The 16,724-nt window shown below is 67.6% G+C and carries 13 protein-coding genes, 1 tRNA gene and 1 pseudogene; 10 read left to right on the top strand and 5 right to left on the bottom strand.

Annotation, left to right across the window (positions count from 1 at the left end; all coding sequences use genetic code 11):
• Positions 1-703: pseudogene (locus tag ACN0T5_RS18920) on the bottom strand (hypothetical protein); the annotation flags it as partial.
• 49 nt (positions 704-752) lie between these two features.
• On the opposite strand from ACN0T5_RS18920, the gene ACN0T5_RS18915 reads away from it, so the two are divergent.
• From ACN0T5_RS18915 to ACN0T5_RS18905, 3 genes are all read left to right on the top strand, one after another.
• On the top strand, positions 753-1,907 hold the full coding sequence (locus ACN0T5_RS18915; protein ID WP_417770172.1) for a hypothetical protein: 1,155 nt from the start codon (positions 753-755) through the stop codon (positions 1,905-1,907).
• A gap of 95 nt (positions 1,908-2,002) precedes the next feature.
• Entirely contained in the window at positions 2,003-3,955 is a 1,953-nt protein-coding gene (locus ACN0T5_RS18910; RefSeq protein ID WP_417770171.1) for a heme biosynthesis protein HemY, read from the top strand.
• Positions 3,956-4,227: 272 nt separating this feature from the next.
• Positions 4,228-4,303: transfer RNA gene (locus tag ACN0T5_RS18905), tRNA-Thr, on the top strand.
• Between the two features lie 124 nt (positions 4,304-4,427).
• Here ACN0T5_RS18905 and ACN0T5_RS18900 read toward each other — a convergent pair.
• The 3 genes from ACN0T5_RS18900 to ACN0T5_RS18890 form a co-directional block, all read right to left on the bottom strand.
• A complete protein-coding gene (locus ACN0T5_RS18900) occupies positions 4,428-5,018 on the bottom strand; it encodes a hypothetical protein (protein WP_417770170.1) in 591 nt (196 codons plus the stop codon).
• 27 nt (positions 5,019-5,045) lie between these two features.
• Positions 5,046-5,294 carry a DUF2188 domain-containing protein gene (locus ACN0T5_RS18895; RefSeq protein WP_417770169.1) on the bottom strand — a complete coding sequence of 83 codons (249 nt, stop codon included), beginning with the start codon at positions 5,292-5,294 and terminating at the stop codon, positions 5,046-5,048.
• Between the two features lie 314 nt (positions 5,295-5,608).
• Positions 5,609-7,012 (bottom strand): PLP-dependent aminotransferase family protein, encoded by a 1,404-nt coding sequence (locus ACN0T5_RS18890; RefSeq protein WP_417770168.1) that lies wholly within the window; start codon positions 7,010-7,012, stop codon positions 5,609-5,611.
• Positions 7,013-7,149: 137 nt separating this feature from the next.
• Here ACN0T5_RS18890 and ACN0T5_RS18885 point away from each other — a divergent pair, with 137 nt between their 5' ends.
• The 3 genes from ACN0T5_RS18885 to ACN0T5_RS18875 all read left to right on the top strand — a co-directional run bounded on the left by ACN0T5_RS18885 (position 7,150) and on the right by ACN0T5_RS18875 (position 11,106).
• Positions 7,150-8,049 carry a DMT family transporter gene (locus tag ACN0T5_RS18885; protein WP_417770167.1) on the top strand — a complete coding sequence of 300 codons (900 nt, stop codon included), beginning with the start codon at positions 7,150-7,152 and terminating at the stop codon, positions 8,047-8,049.
• A gap of 213 nt (positions 8,050-8,262) precedes the next feature.
• Positions 8,263-9,678, top strand: a complete 1,416-nt coding sequence (locus ACN0T5_RS18880) for a lipopolysaccharide biosynthesis protein (protein WP_417770166.1) — start codon at positions 8,263-8,265, stop codon at positions 9,676-9,678.
• A 225-nt stretch (positions 9,679-9,903) separates the two neighbouring features.
• The gene (locus ACN0T5_RS18875) at positions 9,904-11,106 is read left to right on the top strand and encodes a GNAT family N-acetyltransferase (RefSeq protein WP_417770165.1); all 1,203 of its coding nucleotides are present in this window, start codon (positions 9,904-9,906) and stop codon (positions 11,104-11,106) included.
• Between the two features lie 24 nt (positions 11,107-11,130).
• Here the strand turns inward: ACN0T5_RS18875 and ACN0T5_RS18870 are convergent, their stop codons facing one another.
• On the bottom strand, positions 11,131-12,051 hold the full coding sequence (locus ACN0T5_RS18870) for a LysR substrate-binding domain-containing protein (protein ID WP_417770164.1): 921 nt from the start codon (positions 12,049-12,051) through the stop codon (positions 11,131-11,133).
• Between the two features lie 208 nt (positions 12,052-12,259).
• Between ACN0T5_RS18870 and ACN0T5_RS18865 the strand changes: the two genes are divergently transcribed.
• From ACN0T5_RS18865 to ACN0T5_RS18850, 4 genes are all read left to right on the top strand, one after another.
• A complete protein-coding gene (locus ACN0T5_RS18865; RefSeq protein WP_417770163.1) occupies positions 12,260-13,486 on the top strand; it encodes a urate hydroxylase PuuD in 1,227 nt (408 codons plus the stop codon).
• 233 nt (positions 13,487-13,719) lie between these two features.
• On the top strand, positions 13,720-14,730 hold the full coding sequence (locus ACN0T5_RS18860) for a methyltransferase (RefSeq protein WP_417770162.1): 1,011 nt from the start codon (positions 13,720-13,722) through the stop codon (positions 14,728-14,730).
• Positions 14,731-14,881: 151 nt separating this feature from the next.
• A complete protein-coding gene (locus ACN0T5_RS18855) occupies positions 14,882-15,712 on the top strand; it encodes a MipA/OmpV family protein (RefSeq protein ID WP_417770161.1) in 831 nt (276 codons plus the stop codon).
• 30 nt (positions 15,713-15,742) lie between these two features.
• Positions 15,743-16,402, top strand: coding sequence for a DNA-3-methyladenine glycosylase family protein (locus ACN0T5_RS18850; RefSeq protein ID WP_417770160.1), 660 nt, complete (start codon positions 15,743-15,745; stop codon positions 16,400-16,402).
• The last annotated feature ends 322 nt before the right edge of the window (positions 16,403-16,724 follow it).

The raw sequence follows: 16,724 nt of genomic DNA, 5'->3' as shown, positions 1-16,724 counted from the left end.
CCGGAAGGGCCGGCGAGACCCCCTCCTCGGCCCCTGCCGGGTCGTGGAGGCCGGCGCCGCCGGGTTCCGGTTCCGGAACAGGCAGTGCCGGCGCGGCTGCGACGTCGAAGCCCGGCGAGCAGAAGCCGGGCTCCGCTTCTGCGGGCGGGACCTCTGCGAAGGCAGGCGAACCCAAGCCGGCGACAACATCAGGCGCGCCTGCGTCCGGGACAAAGCCGCCGGAGGTCAAGGCATCCGCCGCGACGACCGCGCAGGCTGCTTCGGCCGCGCCAAAACCCGGTGATGCCGCAAGGCCAGGCACGGCGGGCACGGCGACAGCGGGGACGGGAGCGTCCGCCACCCCGCCGAAGCCGGCCACGTCGAGCTCGGGAGCGTCCGCCGCGAGCGAACCGGCCAAGCCTTCATCCGGAACGACGACCGATCCGAAAGCGGGGGCCGCATCCTCGGCGAGCGCATCCTCCTCCGCTGCGTCCTCCAAGGCGTCCGACAAGCCGGCAGCCGCCTCGTCCCAGACCCAGTCATCCCAGCCCCAGCCCCAGACCCAGTCCCCGCCGCGCCCGGGCTCATCCCCGACCCCGGCAAAGTCCGGATCGGCGACAGGCGGGGATGAGACGCGCAGGTCCTCGACCGGGATCGGCGGCCTGATCGCCGCCTCGCTGGTCGGCGGCGTCGTCGCGCTTGCCGGTGCATGGGGCGCGGGCAAGGCCGGATTGCTGCCGACACCTGCCCCGTCCGCGGAGCTGCAAACCGTGATGGCGGAGGCGCAGAGCCGCGTTTCCGGGCTGGAGACGCGGATCGCCGAGCTCAGCCAGAATCAGGAAGCGACGTCCGGCGCCGTGGCTGATCTGGCGGCGGTGCGCACGCGGATTTCCGAGCTGGAAACCACGCTCGAGGGGCTTGCGGACAGCGCGTCCTCTTCGATTTCGCAGGAAGCGTCTTCACGAATCGCGGCGATCGAGGAGGGGTTGTCGGAGCTGCGCCGCTTCGTCTCCTCGGGCGGTGCGGGCGAGAGCGCCGGGCTTGCCAGCCTCCAGGAAGCACAGGCAAAATTGGCGCGGACCGTCGAGGACCTGACGAAGGCGCAGGGCGAACAGGCGGCAACGCTTGAGGGGGTGAGCGGCAGTGCGGCTGATCTCGAGACCGTCAAGGGCGAGATCGCGAGCCTGACGGAGGGAACCTCCACCCTCGCGCAGACATTGGATGCCGTGCGTACGCGGATTGACGCGCTTGGCGGCGATCTCGACAGGCTGGGCAAGGGGCAGTCGGCGCTGGAAACGCGGCTGGACAGCGGCTTGAAGGATGCAAGCGCCCGTGTTGCGGCGCTGGAAGAGCGGGTCGCGCCGATCGAGGCGCAGATGGGCGACGCCAGTGCGCGCGAGACGGCGGCCCGCGCGGTGGCCGTGTCGGCGCTGAAATCGGCGATGGACCGCGGGGCACCCTTTGCCACGGAGCTTGCCGCCGTTGCCTCGGCGCTGCCGCAGGACACCGACCTTTCGGCCCTTGCGGCGCGTGCCGAGGCGGGCGTCCCGACGCGCGCCGCCCTGCGTGACGGATTCGCGGCGGCCGCGCGCCGGATGTCTGCCGCGATGGATGCGCCGGCCGAAGGCGATCTCGTCGATAGCCTGCTCTCCAATGCCCGCTCGCTGGTGTCGGTCCGGCAGCCCGGCGAAAGCGACGCGGCGACCCCGCAGGCAGCACTTGGCCGGATGGAAGCGCGTGTCGGGCGGGGTGACCTTGCCGCTGCGCTCGAAGCCTATGACGAGTTGCCGCAGGACGTGCGTGCGGAGGGTGCCGAATGGGTCGGCGATGCGCGGGCCCGGCTGGCTGCCGATGCGCTGGTCGACCGGGTGACCGACGATGTGCTCAAATCGATGGGGCAGACGGTCGCGCCGGCTGCCTCGAACTGACAGGTGACGACCGGCGCGGGCCCGCCCGCGCCGCCCTCAGCCGATCCGGACAGTGTCCGGGCCGACCGGACATTCGCCGGGGAGAGTAGACGACCATGATCCGCTTGCTGATTTTCATTGCCCTGCTGTTTGTCGTCGCGCTGGGAGCCGCCTGGCTCGCCGACCGGCCCGGCATGATCACCCTCGACTGGCAGGGATACCGGATCGAGGCCGGGCTGATGACCGCCGCGGTGGCGCTTTTCGCGCTGCTGGCCGTCGGCATCATCGTGTGGAACCTGGCGCTCTTCATCCTGCGCTCGCCCGGGCTCGTCGGCCGCTTCTTCCGCCGCCGCCGCAAGGACCGGGGCTATGACGCGCTGTCGCGCGGCATGCTCGCGCTGGGCGTCGGCGACGCCGCCACGGCTTCGCGCCATGGCAACGAGGCGCAGAAGCTCCTGAAGCAGGAGCCGGCAGCCGAACTGCTGCTGGCCCAGAGCGCGCAGCTTGCCGGCCGGCATGAGGAGGCACGGGACCGCTTCGAGGCGATGCTGGAGGATCCGGATCTCAAGGCCGTCGGCCTGCACGGGCTCTATGTCGAGGCGGAGCGGCTCGGCGAGCCGGTCGCGGCGCTTCACTATGCCGGGGAAGCGGCGAAGCTGGTGCCGGGCCTGCCCTGGGCCGGACGCGCGGTGCTCGGCTATCAGGCCGTGTCCGGCGACTGGGCCGAGGCGATCAAGTCGCTGGAGCGCAATTACGCGACCAAGCTGGTCGACAAGAAAACCTTCCGCCGCCACAAGGCGGTGCTGCTGACCGCGCAGGCGCTCGAATGCGAGGACCGGGATCCGGACGCGGCGCGCGGCCTTGCCGGCGAGGCGCACGGTCTTGCACCGGCGCTGGTGCCGGCGGCGGTGGTTGCCGCGCGGCTGGCGACCCGGCGCGGCGACATCCGCAAGGCGATGAAGGTGGTGGAGACCACGTGGAAGCTCAATCCCCATCCCGAGCTCGCCGATGCCTATGCCCATGCGCGCAACGGCGATTCGGCGCTCGACCGGCTGAAGCGGGTGAAGGCGCTGGCGGCGCTGCGCGCCCACAATGTGGAGGGCGCGCTGGCGCTGGCAAGGGCCGCGCTGGAGGCATCCGACTATACGCTGGCCCGCGCCCAGCTGAAGGCGGCGCTGACGCTGGAGCCGACGCGTCGCGTGTTCCTGCTGATGGCCGAGCTGGAAGAGACCCAGCATGGCGATCGCGGCCGGGTGCGCGAATGGCTTGCCCGCGCGGTGCGCGCGCCGGCCGATCCGGCCTGGGTGGCCGATGGCGTGGTCAGCGAGAGCTGGGCGCCGGTGTCGCCGGTGGACGGGCGGCTCGATGCCTTCGCATGGGGCCTGCCGCCGGCAACCCTCGATCACGAGGACACCTCGCTCGAGGCGCTGGACGAGGCCCTGTTCGAGGCCCTGCCGGCGGTTGCGGCCTCCATACCGGCGGAGCCGTCGCCCTCATTGCCCGAAATGGCGAATGACGGGGGCCGGGCATCGGTTGGAGAGACGCGCGCGCCGGTGCCTCCTGTGGAGGAGGCCGAGGTGATCGTGGACGCGCCGGGCACCGCGGCGCCCGATCCTGCGGCGAAGACGCCGGCGAAAGCTCCGGCCGCCGGGCCGGCTCCTGTCGCGGCAGACGGGGGCGTGTCAGAAGGCGGGACGTCAAAGGACGAGCCGGCGATGGCCGGCACGCGGGCGGCCGGGAAGACGGCAACAGACAAGACGGCGCCGGAAAAGAAAGCGTCAGACAAGAAGACCTCAGACACGGGGGCGCCGGCTTCGGCCGGGATCACCCGTGACGCGACCGGCGAGGCCGGGAAACCGTCGGGCGAAGCGGGCGCAAAGAAAGCGGAGGAGCCTGCCTCGGCTCCCGCCCCGGCCCCGACCGGAGGGACGGCTGCAAAGAGCGCCAAGGCGTCGCCGGACCTTTCCCGGCCGATCGAGTTTCCGCTGAAGCACATGCCCGACGATCCCGGCCCCGACGGGGATGACGAGGAACCGCCGAAGAAACCCGGCTACCGCTTCTTCAACTGATGCGCGGCGTTCCGTCACTGGCCTGCCCTGCCCTTGCCCGGCAGGTGCATGGCGGGTGTCTGGCGGGTCGTGACCGGTCGTCTCGCAAGGTGTCCCGAAAAGCGTGCGCGGGGGGCGCAAAGCCTCTTGCGCGGCGCGGGCTTGTCCGCTATCACACGGCCACCCTGGCGGTACGGCGTCGCACGGCCCACGCGGCTGTTGCCACGTCACGCAAGCGACAGGGATACATACGGGGACCCGATCCGCTCGGAACCAAGTCCCCGGTCTGGTGCGCCGGTGTAGCTCAGTTGGTAGAGCACGTCATTCGTAATGATGGGGTCGGCGGTTCGAGTCCGTTCACCGGCACCACTTTCTCGCTTCGCGCTCCCGCCCAGCGTTCTGGTGAGCCACCTTGGCTCCGTTGGTAGAGCATCGCGTTCGCAGTGATGGGGCCAGGTGTTCGGGTCGCGTGGCGGCACCACTCGCATGACCATCAAAGAATTCTGGCAAGCTCGGCCTCGATGGTGGCAATCTCATTCTCCAACAAACGCTCGGAAATGTTGGTAGGTGTCCTGTATACCTTGTTTCCGAAGGCGTCGAGAATTCCAAACTTCTCGTTCCCGGAACCTTGATAGCCTCGACCCAACAATATCAGACCTGCGCCCGCCTGATCGCGATTGATGCGTACCTCTTTGCGCGGATAGACAGCGATGACATGCTGCATGTTCTTGGACTGGTACGAGATTTCCGGCTCAATATGTACCGAAAACATCTTCTGTGGTGACCGCCAAACTCCGCGGTTCGGCATAGCCGCCTGACCGGGATGATCGGCGAACCATGACGATACCTTTCTGAATATCTCCTTGTTTCTTTCGACAGAGTTCGCCGTGGACGACGCCTCAATGTCCTTGAGCACGCGATCTTTCGTTCGGCCGTGCGCACAGTGCTGCACAACGCCATCACGCGATGGCCGGTAGAAATCAAACCCGCCTGGTTTTGCGTATCTTTCGAGGTTCCGAATCTTGTCGCCGGTGTTCAAAGTCAGGAGCTTCAGAAACGTTGCAAAATGCATAACTACGGGCATCAGCGGCTCGCTACTATTGCTTGGATCTTAGTGTTCCCTGTCGCGTGGGGGATTCGGATCGTTACCCGGCGCGATGGTGTCTTTGCTGCGAATCTGGCCGTGGATACCCTTGGTCGTTAGTTCGCCGCCGCCTTGATTCTTGAGCATCTCGCGCGCGGCTTTTTCCGCCTCACGTTGCGTCCGGTGGACACTGGAAGCCCGGTCTGCGTCGTTCCGCTTGTTCGCCCAGCTTCCGTCAGTGCGGCGATACACCATGCGATCTCTATCTTTGCTCATCGGCTACCCCCCGAGAATCGAACATATCAAGAACATACCGCAAGTCGTTGTCGAACAGGAGTCATGGCGTACTTGGTGGACAAATAAAAGTTTTCGGACAATACCCTCAGCGACCTCCCAGCCGTCGCCTGACAGCCTTCCGCACCGTATAATAAAAGGTTTGCTCCGCGCCGTCGCTGAGGTATCTGGCACGCTCGTGTCGGGCGAACGCCTCAAACTCCGGCTCGGGATAGTAGCCGATAATGTCGGCGGTCACGCGACCGGCGTCTCATGCCGCGCCGATCCGCCGGCCGTTCGGCGTCGTCGCATCTTCCCTATCCCCCCGCCTGCCGGATCGCGTCGCGCAGCACGTCGAAGACCTTTGGCGGGCATTGCGAGACGTTGAAGCGCATGTGGCTGGTGGCGGAGCGCGAGACGCTGAAAACATCGCCCGGCGCCAGCACCACGCCTTGCGCGAGCGCTATGCGCGCCACATCGGCAGCATTGATCCCGCCCGGCAACTCGCACCACAGGAACATGCCGGCCTGCGGCTCGATCCAGGGGGTGATGCCGAGTGCCCGCAGCCGGGGCGCGACATCGGCCATGGCGCGGGCGAGGCGTTCGCGCAGCGTCTCGAGATGGCGACGATAGCCGCCGTCGCGCAGCACGCCGAGCACCAGTTCCGCATTCAGCCGGCCACCGCCGAAACTGGTGGCGATCTTCAGGTCGGCCAGCCCGTCGATCCAGTCGGGCCGCGCGGCGATATAGCCGCAGCGCACCGAGGCCGACAGCGTTTTTGAGAAACTGCCGATCTGGATCACCCGGTCGAGCCCGTCAAAGGCGGCGAGGCGGGGAGCCGCCACGTGCTCCATGTCGGCGAAAATGTCGTCCTCGATGATGGTCAGGCCGTGCTGTTCGGCAAGCTTCAGAACCCGGTGGGCGGTCACCGGCGACAAGGTGGCGCCGGTCGGGTTGTGGATCGCCGAATTTGTGATGTAGAGGCGCGGCTTGTGCGCGGCGAGGACGGCCGCCAACCGCTCGATATCGGGGCCTGTCCGCGTGTAGGGAACCCCGACGATCCTGACGCGATGGGCGCGCAGCAGCGCCTGGAAGTTGAAATAGCAGGGATCGTCGACCAGCACCGTGTCATCCGGCTCGACCAGCAGGCGGCACAGAAGGTCGATGCCCTGGGTGCCCGATTCCGTCAGCAGGATCTGTTCCGGGGCCGCCTCGACGCCCTTTTCGGCCAGCCGCCGGGAGACGAGCTGTCGCAAGGGGAAAAGACCGAGCGGCGAGCCGTAATCCGCAAGCGCGCCGGCATCGGCGCGGGAGAGGGATCGCAGCGCCTTGCGCAGGCTCTCCTCCGGCAGCCAGGACGGCGGCAGCCAGCCGCAACCCGGCTTGAGGTCCGTGTCGCCGGCCTCCAGCGACTGGCGGGAGACCCAGAGCGGGTCGATGGCGCGGTCGCGCTTCGGGCCGACCTGCGACAGGGCGAGCGGGGCTGCATGGCTGGTGACATAAAAGCCCGAGCCAGGCCGCGCCGCGATCTGCCCCTCCGCCACCAGGCGCTCATAGGCCTCGACCACGGTCGAGGGCGAGACCTGCATGTGGCCGGCCATCCGCCGGATCGAGGGCAGCTTTGCCCCCGGCGGCAGGGCGCGACCGGCGATGCGCTGCCGGATCACGGTCATCACCTGCTCCGTCAGGGTGCCGTCCCCGGTCGCCGCCACGCGCGTCATCTTCCGTGTCTTCCCTTGCAAGAGATCATCTGTGCCGGTGTCGTTGGCATAACAGTTTGTTTCAACTGTATCGGACTGTCTCTGGTTGCGACAGCCCCGGCGCGCGATAGCGGCACGGCAAGCAAACGGAGGCTGACGTGGACAAGACGACAAGCGGCTGGATCAACGGTTTCATCGGTGTGGTGATCTTCAGCGCGTCCCTGCCGGCGACGCGCATGGCGGTGATGCAGTTCGACCCGGTGTTCTTGACCGTCGCCCGGGCTGCAATTGCCGGGTTGCTGGCGCTTCTGCTGCTGCTGGCCTTTCGCGAGAGGCGCCCGGCGCGGGCCGACCTTGTTCCGCTGGCGATCGTGACGCTCGGCGTCGTTGTCGGCTTTCCGCTGCTCACGGCGCTGGCGCTGCAATATGTCACCTCGGCGCATTCGATGGTGTTCATCGGCCTGCTGCCGCTTGCCACCGCCGTCTTCGGCGTGATCCGCGGCGGCGAACGGCCCCGGCCGGCCTTCTGGCTGTTTTCGCTGGCGGGCAGTGTCGCCGTCGCAGGCTTTGCGCTGATGCAGGGGCTGTCAGCCGGAACGGGAGGGGGGACGGGGCCGGTCGTCGTCACCTCGTCCACCGGCGACCTTTTGATGGTGGCCGCCATCATCGTCTGCGGCCTCGGCTATGCGGAAGGGGCGAGCCTGTCGCGCAGGCTGGGCGGCTGGCAGGTGATCTCCTGGGCGCTTGTCATGGCGCTGCCTGTGATGATCGTTCTCGCCGTCGTGCTGATGCCGCAGAGCTTCGCCGGCATTGCGCTGCCTGCCTGGACGGGCCTTGCCTATGTGTCATCCTTCTCGATGCTGATCGGCTTCGTCTTCTGGTATCGCGGATTGGCGCAGGGCGGCATCGCGGCGGTCAGCCAGCTTCAACTGCTGCAGCCGTTTCTCGGCCTGGCGCTTGCGGCCTGGCTGCTGCACGAGCCGGTGACCTGGGAGATGCTTGCCGTCACCGTTGCTGTCATCGCCTGCGTGGCCGGCGCGCGACGTTTCGCCCGCTGAGCCGGACTTGCGCCCGATGACAGACGCCGGCGGCCCGTGAGGGTGGCCGGCGTCATGCGTCCGGCTGCCCCGTTTTCTCACAAGGGGGGACCTGCGACCGCGACCATGACCCCGCCGACGGCCGGCCCGCGGCGGCACCGTCATGGCGCGCACGGAAAATTAAACCTCGGCACGCTAGGCTGGCCCCGGTCGACCGAAAAGGAGCTGCCGACTTTGCGCCTGTCCCTGCTGACATGGGCCGAACGGGTCTTGCCCGCAACCGTCTTGACGCGCGCGCGTCCGGTGCTTGCGCGTCTTGAGGCGGTGCTGACCGGCGAGCCGGACACGTCGCGGGCGCAGCGCATGGCGCTGATCGTTTTCGGCGTTCGTGTCCTCGGCGCGGTGATGGCCTATGTGCTGCAGGTCATCCTGGCGCGCATGATGGGCGGTCACGAATACGGGATCTATGTCGTCGTCTGGACGATGGTCATCGTGCTTGGCATTTTCGCACCGCTGGGCTTCTCCTCTTCGGTGTTGCGGCTGATCCCGGAATACCGCGCGCAGGGCGCGACCGGGCGGCTGAACGCGCTTCTCATCGGCAGCCGGCTCGCCGGGGGGCTCTCCGCCACGGGCATCGCGCTTGTCGGCGTTGGCGTGGTCTGGCTCGCCGGTGACCTCATCGCCTCCTATTACGTGCTGCCGCTGCTGCTCGGCGCGATCTGCCTGCCGCTGTTCACCATAGGCAGCATTCAGGACGGCATCGCGCGGGCCCATGACTGGCCGCTGCTGGCAATGCTGCCGCCCTTCATCTGGCGGCCGCTGGCCATCCTGTCCGGCATGGTCGCCGCCGTCTGGCCCGGTGCCCCGGCAACCGCCACCGCCGCCTGCATCGTGACGATCGTCGCCACCTGGCTGGTCACGCTGGCGCAGATGTTTGTGCTCGGCCGCTCGCTGAAGAGCCAGCCGCCGCGCCTGCCGTCCCGTGAAAACTGGGCGATCTCGACCTGGTTGAAGATCTCGTTGCCGATCCTGCTGGTCGAGGGGTTCTTCCAGCTCATCACCAGCGCCGACGTGATTCTCGTGAGCCTGTGGCGGCCGCCCGACGAGGTGGCGGTGTATTTTGCCGCCTCGAAGACCCCGGCCCTGGCGCATTTCGTCTATTTCGCGGTCCGCTCGGCGACCGCGCATCGCTATTCCCAGCTCTACCAGAGCCGCGCGCATGACGAGTTGGCAACGCTGGTCAGCGACACCGCACGCTGGACCTTCTGGCCGACGCTCGGCCTGTGTGCCCTTCTGGTGGTGATCGGCCCCTTCCTGCTGGCGTTGTTCGGGCCGGGCTTCACCAGCGGCTATCCGGTCATGCTGATCCTGCTTGCCGGCGTTCTGGCGCGCGCCTCGGTCGGGCCGGTGGATGCGCTGCTGACGATGGCCGACCAGCAGAACCGCTGCGCGATGATCTACGCGCTGGCCTTCACGCTGAACATCGCGCTCAACGTCTCGCTGATCCCGGTCCTCGGCATTGTCGGGGCGGCGCTGGCCACGGCGACGGCGATGATCTTCGAGGCTTGCGCGCTGTGCCATCAGGCACGTGCGCGGCTCGGGCTGAACCCGTTCATCCTGGCGGGAGCGGGCCGCAAGTCGGCGTCCTGAGCGCCGCGCATGTCACGGCCTTGTGTCCGCAAGGTTAACCAAAGACTAACGAAATACCTACAATCGCGGGATGGTTGTGGCATGGTCGGGCTTCATCCTGGCGTGCGACGGGATCGCGCCGGGCTTGCGTGACGGGACATGTCGATGGCGATTGCCGAGAGACAGGAAAGGCCGCATCCTGCAACGCGCGGCAGGACGGTGCCGGCCGGAACGGATGCGGCAGGGGTGCGTGGACGCGACCAGGCCGCCGCATCGTGGCGGGAGGCGAACGGGCGACAGGTGACGACCGGCAGCAGCATGATCGCCACGGTCTTCGCGACCGGCGAGGCGGGACCGCATCTGGGTGCGTGGCGGGCGCTGGCGGGCGTGACCCTGGAGCCGAACCCGTTCTTCGGCCCGGAATTCCTGATTCCCTATCTGCAACACATGGAGCCGGAGGATGTGGCGATCGTCGCCATCCGCGATGCGGTCGACGGCGCCTTTCTCGCGCTGGCGCCCTTTGCGTGCCGGCGCGCGGGCCTGCTGGCGCGGCGGGTCACCATGCTTGCCGGCGACTATGGTCCACTTGGCGCTCCGCTTGTTGCACCGGATGCGGATCCGCAGGTTCCGGCCGCCCTGCTCGACGCGGCGGCGGGTCATTTCGGCGGGCGCCTGGCGGTGCTGCCCTACCTGCGGACTGATGGTCCGGTTTTCGAACTCCTGCAGGACATGGGTGCCGAGACGGACTGGCGCCTGACCCGCGACAATGACAGCCTGCGCGCAGGTCACGCGACCGGGGCAACCGGGCGCGAGCAGTATCGCATGCTCGGCACGCGCCGGCGCAAGGAACTCGACCGGCAGTTCCGTCGGCTGGGCGATGCCGGCACGGCGGAGTTGACGAGCGTGACCGACCCTGCAGGGGTCGCCGAGGCGTTCGAACGGTTTCTGGAACTGGAAGCGGCGGGCTGGAAGGGGCGCCGCGGGACGGCGCTTGCAAGCGAACCGTCTCGCGCGGCCTTCGCCCGGGCGTTCGTCCGGGACATGGCGCGGGTCGGCAAGGCACGCATCGACGTGCTGACGCAAGGCGGGACCGCGGTCGCCATGCTGGTGATGCTGCGTGACCGGGACCGGGTTTTTTCCTGGAAGATCGCTTTCGATGAGGCATGTGCCCGTCTCTCGCCCGGAGCCCAGGTCACCCGGTATGCGATGCGGCGCAACCTGGAGGAGGCGGGCGTCGCGGAAGCGGATTCGCTTGCCGTTCCCGACCATCCGATGATCACGCCGCTGTGGCGCGGCAAGGTGCCCTACGCCACGCTGCTCGTTGCGCGCGGCCGGGCGGCGGGCGTGGCGCTTGCATTCGCCCGGGCCGATCTGGCCGCCAGGCGGGGTCTTCGCCGGATCGCCAAGGCGGTTCTTCGCCGTTTGCGACCGTCGGCGGATGCGAGTTGAGGGGAAACCCGTTCCCGGACCGTGTCAGCCGCCACGCAGCAGCCGGTCGACCGCCGCCTTGCAGCGTGTCGTGACGAAATCGATGAACAGGCGGATTTTCGGATCCTGATAGCGCTTGTGCGGATAAAGGCAGGCAAGCTGGACCGGTGGCGGCGGGGTCGCGCGGCACACCTCTTCCAGCTGTCCGGCGCGCAGGTGATGGGCGACCTCGAACAGCGGCTTGTTGACGATGCCGCAGCCGGCAAGCGCCCAATCCGTGAGCACGTCACCATCGTCGGACTCGTAGGGGCCCGTCACCTCGTGGCGGACCGGGCCGTCGGGGCCGACAAGCGTCCAGTTGAACTCGCTGGTGCCGGGAAAGCGCAGCAGCAGGCAGTGGTGACGATCGCGCACAAGGGCCGCGCCGTCGGCGGGATGGCCGTGCCGGTCGAGATAGGCGGGCGCGGCGCACAAGACGCGTGCGCAATCGAGAACCGGACGCATGCGCAACGCCGAATCGGCCGGCTGGCCGAGCACGAAGGCGATGTCGAGCCCCTCTCCGAGCACGTCGACCTTGCGGTCCGACAGGCGCAGGCGGACGTCGATGTCCGGATAGGCGGCCTTGAAATCGGGGATGAGCGGGGCGATCAGGCGCCGCCCGATGCCAAGCGGCGCCGCGACGAAGATCGAACCGCGCGGGTTGCGGGCAATGTCGGCGACGGCGGCCTCCGCCTCCTCGATCGTGTCGAGGATCTTGACCGCGCCCTTGTGGAAGATCGCCCCGTGCTCGGTTGGCGTCAGCTTGCGGGTGGTGCGGTTGAACAGGCGCACGCCGAGATGTTTCTCCAGCTCGCCGATGCGGCTGGAGACGACGGCGGGCGACACCCGCTGGTCGCGCGCCGCGGCCGACATGGAACCGAGGTCGACGACGCGGACGAACACCTTGAGATTGTTCACGTAGGACATGAAACGCTCGTACCATTTTCAAGAAAATCTTGATAGTGATCGAAGCGCTGTCCGACTTTTTTGCAAATGAGGGATCTGCGAAGGTTTCGGCCGCTGCCGCGTCACACATGTCGCGCCGCACATGTCGAGACTGGCACGTTTCGTGATTGAAGACGAAGGGAGGGGGCCGGGGTCCGGCCCCTGCATCGATCCTGAAGGGGGACGCAAGATGGAACTGCTGATCGCGTGGGACTGGCTGTCCTTTGCCTTGCGCTGGCTGCATGTGGTCACCGCCATCGCCTGGATCGGGTCGTCCTTCTACTTCATCGCCCTCGACCTCGGCCTGCGCAAGGCGCCGGACCTGCCGGCCGGCGCCCATGGCGAGGAGTGGCAGGTGCATGGCGGCGGCTTCTATCACATCCGCAAATACCTGGTGGCGCCGGCCAGCCTTCCCGAGCATCTGACCTGGTTCAAGTGGGAGAGCTACGCGACCTGGCTTTCGGGCTTCGCGCTGATGGCGGTCGTCTACTATGTCGGCGCCGATCTCTATCTCATCGACGCGAACGTCCTGGAGATGACGCAGCCGGTGGCGATCGGCGTGTCGATCGCCTCGATCGCCCTTGGCTGGATCGTCTACGACCTGCTCTGCCGCTCGCCGCTCGGCAGGAGCACGACCGGCCTGATGCTGCTGCTCTACGTGGTGCTGGTCGCCATGGCCTGGGGCTACACGCAGCTCTTCACCGGGCGGGCCGCCTTCCTGCATCTGGGCGCCTTCACGGCGACGATCATGTCGGCCAACGTGTTCATGATCATCATTCCGAACCAGAAGAAGGTGGTCGCCGCATTGGTGGCCGGCGAAACGCCCGATCCGGCTCTGGGGGCGCAGGCCAAGCAGCGGTCGCTGCACAACAACTACCTGACGCTGCCGGTCGTCTTCCTGATGCTGTCGAACCACTATCCGCTGGCCTTTGCCACGCAATACAACTGGGTGATTGCCTCGCTGGTGTTCCTGATGGGGGTCACCATCCGCCATTTCTTCAATACCACCCACGCCCGCAAGGGCACGCCGTGGTGGACCTGGGCGGCAACGGCCGCGATCTTCCTTGCCATCGTCTGGTTGTCGGCGCAGACGCCGACCGCCGAGATCGACAGCGCCGAGGCCGGCCCGCTGCCGCCGCGCCTTGCCCGGTTCGTCGAGAACCCGCATTTCGAGACGGTGCGCGACACGGTGCTCGGACGCTGTTCCATGTGCCATGCGGCCGAGCCGCTTTGGGAGGGGCTGGCCGTCGCGCCGAAGGGCGTGCGGCTGGAGAGCGATGCGGAGATCGCCGCGCATGCGCGCGAGATCTATCTGCAGGCGGGTCGCTCGCATGCGATGCCGCCGGCCAACCTGACCTACATGGAACCTTCCGAGCGCGCGCTGCTGGCAGCCTGGTACGAAAGCGTCGCCCGCTGACGCGGCGTCGCACAGGCGCCAAATCGCTCAGTCTGCCCAAAATGCGGACATCTGCCCCTGCTGCACTGGATTGCCGCGCGCTTTCGTATTATCAAGTGCCCATCGCCACCAACAAGCCTGTGCAAGCGAAGCGTCGCTGACGTTTTTCGTTTCCGGATCGTATTGCCGTGCATCGGACATTTCCGCGCGTGCATCGGGATCAGGCAGGATTTGCAAGAGGAGACGGGACACACATGACGGTTCTGACAGAAGCCGAGGAAATCTCGGATATTGCTTTCGGCTACATGGGATCGAAGGCATTGTTCGCGGGACTTCACTTCGGAATCTTCACGAAACTCGATGAGGGTCCCGCATCGGTCGACGAGATTGCCCCCAGGCTCGGGCTGCCGCGCGAGCGCTGTCGCACCTTGCTGACGGCCCTGACCGCGCTGGGCCTGACCGAGACGCGCGAGGGGATCTATGCCAATTCGCCGGCGGCGGAGCGGTTTCTGGTCAAGGGCGCGAAATACGACTTCGGCGACTATCTGCGTCTGCAGGTCGGCCAGCAGATGTATCCGCTGATGGACCAGATCGAACCGGCGCTGGCCGGCGAGCTGCCCGAGGAGGCGACAGCCTCCTATGCCGACTGGTTCTCCGACGCGGAAGAGGCGCGCCTTTATTCGGAAAGCCAGCATGCCGGTTCGCTCGGCCCGGCGCGCGGTCTGGCGAAACGCGTCGACCTGTCGAACGCGAAGACCCTGCTGGATGTCGGCGGCGGCACGGGCGCCTTCGCCATCACCTTGTGCAAGGCGTTTCCGCAACTCGCTGCCACCGTCGTCGAGTTTCCCAATGTGGCGGATCTGGGCGAAGCCTTCGTCGCGCGCGCCGGTCTCTCGGACCGTATCGGCTATCTGAAGGGCAACGCGCTGGAGGCGGACTGGCCCAGGCAACAGGATGCGATCCTGATGTCCTATCTTCTGTCCGGTGTGCCGGATCACGCGCATGAGGCGCTCTTTGCCCGCGCCTTCGCGCATCTGGCCCCCGGCGGCGTGCTGATGATCCACGATTTCGTCGTCGACGCCGACAGGAGCGGGCCGAAGAACACCGCGCTCTGGCAGCTGCAGCATACGGCATTCACCCCGGAAGCGCGCTCGATCGCCGACGACTGGCTGGAAAAGCGCCTTGTGGCGGCCGGCTTCGCGGATGTCGGCGTGGAGGTCCTGATTCCCGGCATGACCAAGCTGGCGACGGGCCGACGCCCCTGAGCGGCCGCAACCCGGGCGATGCATCGTTGCAACAGGGTGAGGCGAGGCGGTCACATCGCTGCGAAATCGCTTCGCCGTAAGGGAAGTGTCAGGTAAACCGGATTATAGAGTTCGGTATCAGATGCCGACAGCCGGAACAGGTACGACCGCCATGCGCAAAAGCACGTTTGCCTCCGTCCTTGCCGCCGCCGCTCTTCTGGGCGGGGTGGCCCTGGCCGCCGCACCGGCCCGGGCGCAGGACGGGATGTCGCCGCCGGAAGACCTTCCGCTGCCGAGCAAGCAATACGTGATCGACATCGGCGTCGGCGCGCTTGTCCAGCCGAAATACGAAGGCGCGGACAAGCTGCTGGTCTCGCCGCTGCCGATCATCTCCGTCGGCCGCTTCTACCTGCCGGGCTTCGGTCAGGTGGCGGAAGGAGGAACCACCAAGCGCGGTTTCTTCATGTTCCCGTCGATCAACTTCATCGGCGAGCGCAAGGCGTCCGACAGCGTTTCGCTGACCGGCACGCGCAAGGTCGACTGGGCGCTGGAGCTGGGGCTCGGCGCCGGGTTCCGTTATGACTGGTTCCGGGCCTTCGTCGAGCTGCGCCAGGGTATCAACGGGCATAACGGCCAGGTCGGCCAGGTCGGCGCGGATATCATCGTCAATCCGATGGAGCGGCTCGAGCTGAGCTTCGGCCCGCGCGCCGATTTCGCCAGCGGCAGCTACATGGACACCTATTTCGGCGTGACGGCCGCCGAGGCTGCGGCCTCGGCCGGCAACCTGACCGCCTATAATGCCAGCGGCGGCTTCAAGTCGCTCGGCCTTGTCGGCCGCGCCAGCTACGCGGTCACCGATACGACCGCGCTGCACCTGCAGGCCGGCTGGGACCGCTATATCGGCGATGCCAGGAACAGCCCGATCGTGCGCGGCGGCAACGAGAACCAGTTCAGCATCGGCGCCGGCGTCACCTACCGTTTCGCCTTCGACCTGTTCGACTGAGCTGCCGGCAGACCTGTGGCGGAGGCCCGCGTGGGCGCTGCCCCCGATCTCCAGCGGATCGACAACGAGACCGATCTCGCGGCGGGGCTTGAGGCCCTGCTTGCGCTCGACCCCTCGCTTGCCGGGATCGCCGCAGGCGCCGGGGCGCTGCCGTTGCGGCGGCATCCCGCGACTTTTTCCGAACTGACCCGCATCATCACCGCGCAGCAGGTGTCGCTCGCAAGCGCGGCCGCGATCCAGTCGCGGCTCGAGGCGTTGATCGTGCCTTTCGAGGCGGCGACGCTGGACCGTCACACCGACGAAGAGCTTGGCTCCGCCGGGCTGTCGCGGGCCAAGATCGCCAGTTTCCGGGCCGTTGCCGCCGCCGTTGAGGGCGGGCTCGACCTTTCCGCACTTGCGGGACTGCCGGGAGAGGAGGCGGCGCGGGAACTGGTTGCGATTCGCGGTGTCGGGCCGTGGACGGCCGAGGTTTTCCTGCTGTTCTGCGCCGGTCATGTCGACATCTTCCCGGCCGGCGACGTTGCCCTGCGCGCCGCCCTGCATGATGCTCTCGGCCTGCCGGAGCGCCCGGATGTGCGCGAGGCGGCGGCGATCGCGCGGCGCTGGGCACCGCTCAGGGGCGTGGCCGCGCGGTTGATGTGGGCGCATTACCGGGTGGTGACCGGTCGCGGGACCGGGCTTCCCGTCTGAGAGCGTCGGTGCGCGAAGACTTGACGTCGATGCCGTGCATGTGAAGGATGGCGGCCGGCGGATGGAGACCGCCGCCCGGCCCACGGAAAGCGACCGCATCTCCCTTGACGCCTTGCGCATGATATCGACCGGATCCGTCCCGCCGGTGGGCCTTGGGGACTACGGAGATGGTCCATGCCTGACGTCAATTCCATCAAGAATTCCGCCCTCGATACCGCCCGCCGGGCCGCCAAGGCCTTGAAGCGCGCCGCGCGCGCGGGCGAAGCGCACGCCTTGTCGCGTCTCGACGCGGTCTTCGACCTGCGTCCCGATCCCGTTCGCC

Source organism: Stappia sp., assembly GCF_048261845.1.
Lineage (GTDB): Bacteria > Pseudomonadota > Alphaproteobacteria > Rhizobiales > Stappiaceae > Stappia.
Note: the sequence above shows the minus strand (reverse complement) of the source record. Positions and strands in the feature narration are given on the sequence as shown.

Excerpts from the sequence above, each read along its gene's own strand:
- ACN0T5_RS18915 (WP_417770172.1), top strand. The coding sequence starts at position 753 with ATGGCGGAGGCGCAGAGCCGCGTTTCCGGGCTGGAGACGCGGATCGCC.
- ACN0T5_RS18910 (WP_417770171.1), top strand. The coding sequence starts at position 2,003 with ATGATCCGCTTGCTGATTTTCATTGCCCTGCTGTTTGTCGTCGCGCTG.
- ACN0T5_RS18900 (WP_417770170.1), bottom strand. The coding sequence starts at position 5,018 with ATGCCCGTAGTTATGCATTTTGCAACGTTTCTGAAGCTCCTGACTTTG.
- ACN0T5_RS18895 (WP_417770169.1), bottom strand. The coding sequence starts at position 5,294 with ATGAGCAAAGATAGAGATCGCATGGTGTATCGCCGCACTGACGGAAGC.
- ACN0T5_RS18890 (WP_417770168.1), bottom strand. The coding sequence starts at position 7,012 with ATGACGCGCGTGGCGGCGACCGGGGACGGCACCCTGACGGAGCAGGTG.
- ACN0T5_RS18870 (WP_417770164.1), bottom strand. The coding sequence starts at position 12,051 with ATGTCCTACGTGAACAATCTCAAGGTGTTCGTCCGCGTCGTCGACCTC.
- ACN0T5_RS18865 (WP_417770163.1), top strand. The coding sequence starts at position 12,260 with ATGGAACTGCTGATCGCGTGGGACTGGCTGTCCTTTGCCTTGCGCTGG.
- ACN0T5_RS18860 (WP_417770162.1), top strand. The coding sequence starts at position 13,720 with ATGACGGTTCTGACAGAAGCCGAGGAAATCTCGGATATTGCTTTCGGC.
- ACN0T5_RS18855 (WP_417770161.1), top strand. The coding sequence starts at position 14,882 with ATGCGCAAAAGCACGTTTGCCTCCGTCCTTGCCGCCGCCGCTCTTCTG.